This window comes from Nocardia sp. AB354, from assembly GCF_049538315.1.
Classification (GTDB): Bacteria; Actinomycetota; Actinomycetes; order Mycobacteriales; family Mycobacteriaceae; genus Nocardia; species Nocardia nova.
In genome coordinates, this window is record NZ_JBMVFU010000005.1 from 184,193 (window position 1) to 188,905 (window position 4,713).

6 protein-coding genes are annotated in these 4,713 nt (G+C 70.8%); 3 read left to right on the plus strand and 3 right to left on the minus strand.

Features of this window, described 5'->3' with window-relative positions; all coding sequences use genetic code 11:
* Positions 1-13: 13 nt before the first annotated feature.
* Entirely contained in the window at positions 14-799 is a 786-nt protein-coding gene (locus ACPCUW_RS09730) for an alpha/beta fold hydrolase (RefSeq protein WP_423424378.1), read from the minus strand.
* 63 nt (positions 800-862) lie between these two features.
* Between ACPCUW_RS09730 and ACPCUW_RS09735 the strand changes: the two genes are divergently transcribed.
* Entirely contained in the window at positions 863-1,855 is a 993-nt protein-coding gene (locus tag ACPCUW_RS09735; RefSeq protein ID WP_423424379.1) for an RNA polymerase subunit sigma-70, read from the plus strand.
* A 39-nt stretch (positions 1,856-1,894) separates the two neighbouring features.
* Positions 1,895-2,491: a maleylpyruvate isomerase family mycothiol-dependent enzyme gene (locus ACPCUW_RS09740; RefSeq protein ID WP_423424380.1), complete on the plus strand. Its 597-nt coding sequence runs from the start codon at positions 1,895-1,897 to the stop codon at positions 2,489-2,491.
* Between the two features lie 15 nt (positions 2,492-2,506).
* On the opposite strand, the gene ACPCUW_RS09745 is transcribed toward ACPCUW_RS09740, so the two are convergent.
* Together ACPCUW_RS09745 and ACPCUW_RS09750 are read right to left on the minus strand one after the other, a co-directional pair.
* The gene (locus ACPCUW_RS09745; RefSeq protein ID WP_308248229.1) at positions 2,507-3,310 is read right to left on the minus strand and encodes a DUF5995 family protein; all 804 of its coding nucleotides are present in this window, start codon (positions 3,308-3,310) and stop codon (positions 2,507-2,509) included.
* 179 nt (positions 3,311-3,489) lie between these two features.
* Positions 3,490-4,089: a helix-turn-helix domain-containing protein gene (locus tag ACPCUW_RS09750; protein WP_063012884.1), complete on the minus strand. Its 600-nt coding sequence runs from the start codon at positions 4,087-4,089 to the stop codon at positions 3,490-3,492.
* 114 nt (positions 4,090-4,203) lie between these two features.
* Between ACPCUW_RS09750 and ACPCUW_RS09755 the strand changes: the two genes are divergently transcribed.
* Entirely contained in the window at positions 4,204-4,689 is a 486-nt protein-coding gene (locus tag ACPCUW_RS09755; protein WP_423424381.1) for a DinB family protein, read from the plus strand.
* The last annotated feature ends 24 nt before the right edge of the window (positions 4,690-4,713 follow it).

The window sequence follows — 4,713 nt, forward strand, 5'->3', positions numbered from 1 at the left end:
GGCCGGGTGAACGTCACGGTCGATCGCCGGCGCGCGCCACGCGCGTGAGCCATTCGGCCAGCAGGGCGCGCAGCAGTTCCGGCTGTTCGTGCGGAAGGGCATGTCCGGCCTCGTCGACGACGGCGAGCGTCGCGTGCGGACTGCGCGCGAACAAGTCGGTCGCCGCCGCACAACCGACCGTCGAATCCAGCCGTCCGGCCACGATCGTGGTCGGCCCCGGATAGGGCGGTGCTCCGTCCTGGCTCAGCTGCCACCGCTCACCGATGCGCCGGGCCGCGGCCGGATCGGCCGGTGCGGCGGCCGGGGCGACGAAACGCTCGTAACGGTCGAGCATTTCGGGTGTTCGGACGACGAAGTAGCTGCGGAAATCGTCGTCGCCGAGATCGCCCTGCCCGGCCACGACGCGATGCGCCGGAATGTCCCGCAATCCGGGCAACAGCGGGCAGACCAGCGCCAGGCCCGCCACCCGATCGGCACGCCGCGCGGCCATCGCCTGCGCGTAGTACCCGCCGGCCGAGTGGCCGATCAGCAGGAAACCACCGCCGGTCACCTCGTCCGCGAAACCCAGCAGCGCGTCGAGGGCATCGTCGGCGCAGCGCAGCGTGTCGGGTGCGGTGGTGGATCCCGTTCCGGGCAGGTCGGGGTAGATGCGCCGCAATCCGGCGGTGTCCCCGAGTATCGGGTCGAAGCACGCCTCGGCCTCGCGATGATCGACGCCGGCGCCGTGCAGCACCAGCACCGGCCGGCCCGTGCCGTGCTCCACGTAGTGAAAATCGACCCCGCCCGCGCGTAGCTTCATGACCGGCAAGCTACCCGGCCGGTCCCGCTGTCGCCGGCCGGACGCGGGTGCGAGCATGGGACGGTGAGTGTATCCGCGAGTGAACCGCTGTCGGAGTCCGATGCACTCGAGGCGCTGCGGATTCCGCTGACCGGCTACTGCTACCGTCTGCTCGGTTCGTCGGCCGATGCCGACGACGCGGTGCAGGAGACGATGATTCGCGCCTACACCCGATTCGACAGCTTCGATCCCGGGCGCGGCCGGCTGTCGACCTGGGTCCACGCCATCGCCACCAACATCTGCCTGGACATGCTGCGCTCGGCGCGGCGCCGGATGCTGGTGTGGGAGGGCCCGGTCTCGACCGAATTCGATCCGGATGCGGTGGTGCCCGCCGACCGATGGCTCGATCCGGTCCCCGACGCGCGGGTGCTCGACCCGGCCGACCGCGTGATTCGCCGCGAGTCGGTGCGGCTGGCCTTCGTCGCGGCGTTGCAACATCTGCCACCGCGCCAGCGGGCGGTGCTGGTCCTGCGCGAGGTGCTGGCGTTCAGCGCCGCCGAAACCGCGACCATGCTCGAGGTGACCCCGGCTGCGGTCAACAGCGCCCTGCAACGCGCCCGCGCCACCCTGGCCGCGGTCCGGCACTCCGCCACGGATCCGCTCGATACCGACGATCCGGACGACCGGGAACTGGTCCGGCGCTACGTGGCGGCCTTCGAAAACCACGATGTCGGCGCTCTCGCCGCGCTGCTGTGCGAGGACGCCGAATCCGGTATGCCGCCGTTCGCGTGGCGACTGAGCGGGCGCGACCTCGTCGTCTCGGTTTTCGCGGCGGGCGAGGCGTGCATCGACGATCGGCTGATACCGGTCCGGATGAACGGTTCGATCGGATTCGGTCAGTACCGCCCCGACACCGACGGTGTGCTGCGGCCCTTCGCGCTACTCGCGATCGAGGCGCGGTCGGGATCGATAGCGCGGCAGGTGACATACCTGGGCAGCGGCGACCGGTTCGCCGAATTCGGCCTCCCGCCGATTTTCCGCGCACCCACCGATGAATTCCCGCCGTCGGGTTCGTAACAGAGGTGACCACTGCCCTACGACCGAAACGACGGGTTCATGACCTCCACCGACACCGACCTCCTGCGCGAGCACACCGTGGCCGAGCGCCGGCGCCTCGCGGATCTGCTCGCCACCCTCACGCCGGAGCAGTGGGCCGCGCCCTCGCTGTGTGAGGGCTGGCGAGTCCGCGAGGTACTCGCCCACATGACGATGCCTTACCGGACATCCACCTGGGCGTTCGTGCGCGGCCTGGCCGGCGCGCGCTTCTCGTTCCACCGCTACGCCGACCGGGCCGCGCGCGCCGACACCGCACGAATGAGCGATGCCGCACTGCTCGCGTCGCTGCGCGACAACGTCGACCACCCGTGGCGTCCGCCGGGCGGCGGCGTGGTCGGCGCGTTGAGCCACGACGTGATCCACGGCCTGGACATCACCGAGCCCCTGGGCCTGCCGCCCGCCCCGCCGGAACGGATCGCCCTCGTGCTGGACAATGCGAGCCCGAAATCGCTGCGCTACTTCGGGGTCGACCTGGCCGGTCGGCAACTGCGGGCGTCCGACGCGCCGGTCACGCTGGGTTCGGGGACGCCGATCACGATGTGCGCCAAGGACATTCTGCTCACCGTCACCGGCCGCCGCCCGCTGCCCGCCGACTGACGGGGCCGGCCCGGCTCACAGACCGCCGAGGCGTGCGAGTACGGCGAAGGCCGCGTCGTCGGCCGACCAGAGGGCGTTGATCTCCGCGCGCGTGGCCTCGGCGGTGGCGGGATTCTGCAATGCCAGCCCGTTGGTCCAGACCACCACGTTGTAACCCAGGTCGGCGACCTCGAGCAGCGGCCCGGTGGCCACGCCCTGACCGAACAGCCGGTCGAGCCCTTCGCCGACGAAGTAGAACCGCCACAGCGGCCCGAGGTCGGCGTTGTAGACCCGCCTGGTCCGATCGACGATCAGATCGCCGCTGCGGGCGATCGCGTCGACGATGTGGAAGAAGTCCGGCGCGTTCTCGGGTTTGCTGCCGACCGCGGCGACCGCGTATGCGAGGTCGACCGTCAGGTGTGCGTTGTAGCCGGCCATCGCGACCCTGGCGGGCGACTGGTCGCATTGCCCGGCCAGCTGGAAATACCACGCCCAGTGCGGCTCGGGCGTGCCGCCGGTGAATTCCGCGTGCAGGTTCACCAGGAAACGGCGCAGCAGTTCGTAGCTGATCGCGTGGGCGTATTCCGGGTCGGCGAAGGCGCCGGCATCGTGCTGCAGCGGCAGCACCGGCGACTGTTCCACGGCGTCGAGTCCCACATCGAACAACCCGCGCCAATCATGGTGGGAGGCAAGTATGTCGGCGATCCGATGGTTTCGCGCCACGGCCTCGTCGAGCCGGTCGAGGGTGGGCCCGGCGCCGATGGTCGTGGTATCCGACAGCGCGGCGACGGTCTGGATCTCCGCGGCGGACAGCGGGGTGCCGCATTGCGCCTCGGCCACGGCTCCCGCCTGCGGCGCGGACGCGATCAGAGACGAAAAGCCAAGAGCCACAACGATCGACGCGATTCGGAGCATACGATGTCCATCCTGTCCGATGACGTACGGCGGTGTTGCCGATACGGTACTGCGGTTCGATCCGTGACTGTGCGCACGACCTCGGCGGTGTCGTCGGTTTCCGCTCACCACCGGCTCTCCCCCTCGGCGGACGCGCCGGGACGCACATGCGCGCGCATCCCCTGCGGGCCGAACAGGATGAGCAGTTCCACCACCCCGCCGTCGGCACTGCCCAGCCAGTGCGGGACCGACGTGTCGAATTCCGCCGCCTCGCCGGGCGGCAGGGTCAGATCGCGGTCGCCGAGCACCAGGCGCAGCCGGCCGTTGAGCACGTAGAGCCATTCGAAGCCCTCGTGTGTCTGCGGCGTCGGCTCCAGCGGTCGCGGGCACGCGGGAATGATCATCTTGAACGCCTGCACGCCACCGGGCCGCCGGGACAGCGGCACGAAGGTCATGCCGAATCGCCGGATCGGCTTCAGGTGGATGCGCGGGTCGCCGGTGCGCGGAGCCCCGACCAGGTCGTCGAGCGGGACGTCGTAGGTGCGGGCCAGCGGCAGCAGCAATTCCAGGGTCGCCCGCCGCTGCCCGCTCTCCAGGCGCGACAACGTACTTTCCGACACCCCGGTGCTCGCCGCGAGGTCGGCGAGGGTGATCCCACGCTCGCGGCGCAATGCGCGCAACCGCGGGCCCACCGCACCGAGCACCTCGTCGGTGTTCTCAGCCATTCGGGTCCTCAGCCATTCGGGCCATCTTGCCGGAACAGCAAGATTCCGTGCCAGTTCGCCACGTCCGGCGCCAGGCTGAAGACCCGACCGCACCTCGACCGCGAAGGAGCCGCCATGCCCACCGCAGCCCGCCGAAGGGACACCCCGCCGCCGCGGACCGGGACCGATGAGCTCGCGGTACTGCGCGGCTTCCTCGACTATCTACGCACCTCCGTCGCCGCGAAGGTCGAGGGAGCGCCCGAACCGCAGGCCCGAGCCGCCGCGGTGGCTTCGGGCACCAATCTGCTCGGTCTGCTCGTCCATCTCACCGCCGTCGAGCGCTCGATGTTCCTCGGCGCCAGGGTGACCGACTGGCAGGCGACGTTCCGGGCCGCCCCGGACGACAGCGTGGCCGATGTCGTCGCCCGCTATCGCGAGGCGGTGGCGCACGCGAACCGGGTGCTCGACGGATGCACCGATCCCGCCGCGACACTGCCGCGACCGGGACGCCCCGGGCCCAGCGTCCGCTGGGCCCTCACCCACATGATCGAGGAGACCGGCCGCCATGCCGGTCACGCCGATATCCTGCGCGAACTGATCGACGGCGCGACCGGGCGTTGAGCTCAGCGGGTGCGCGCCGGGTGC

Coding starts and splice junctions, on each gene's coding strand:
- ACPCUW_RS09755 (WP_423424381.1), top strand. CDS start 4,204: ATGCCCACCGCAGCCCGCCGAAGGGACACCCCGCCGCCGCGGACCGGG.
- ACPCUW_RS09740 (WP_423424380.1), top strand. CDS start 1,895: ATGACCTCCACCGACACCGACCTCCTGCGCGAGCACACCGTGGCCGAG.
- ACPCUW_RS09750 (WP_063012884.1), bottom strand. CDS start 4,089: ATGGCTGAGAACACCGACGAGGTGCTCGGTGCGGTGGGCCCGCGGTTG.
- ACPCUW_RS09730 (WP_423424378.1), bottom strand. CDS start 799: ATGAAGCTACGCGCGGGCGGGGTCGATTTTCACTACGTGGAGCACGGC.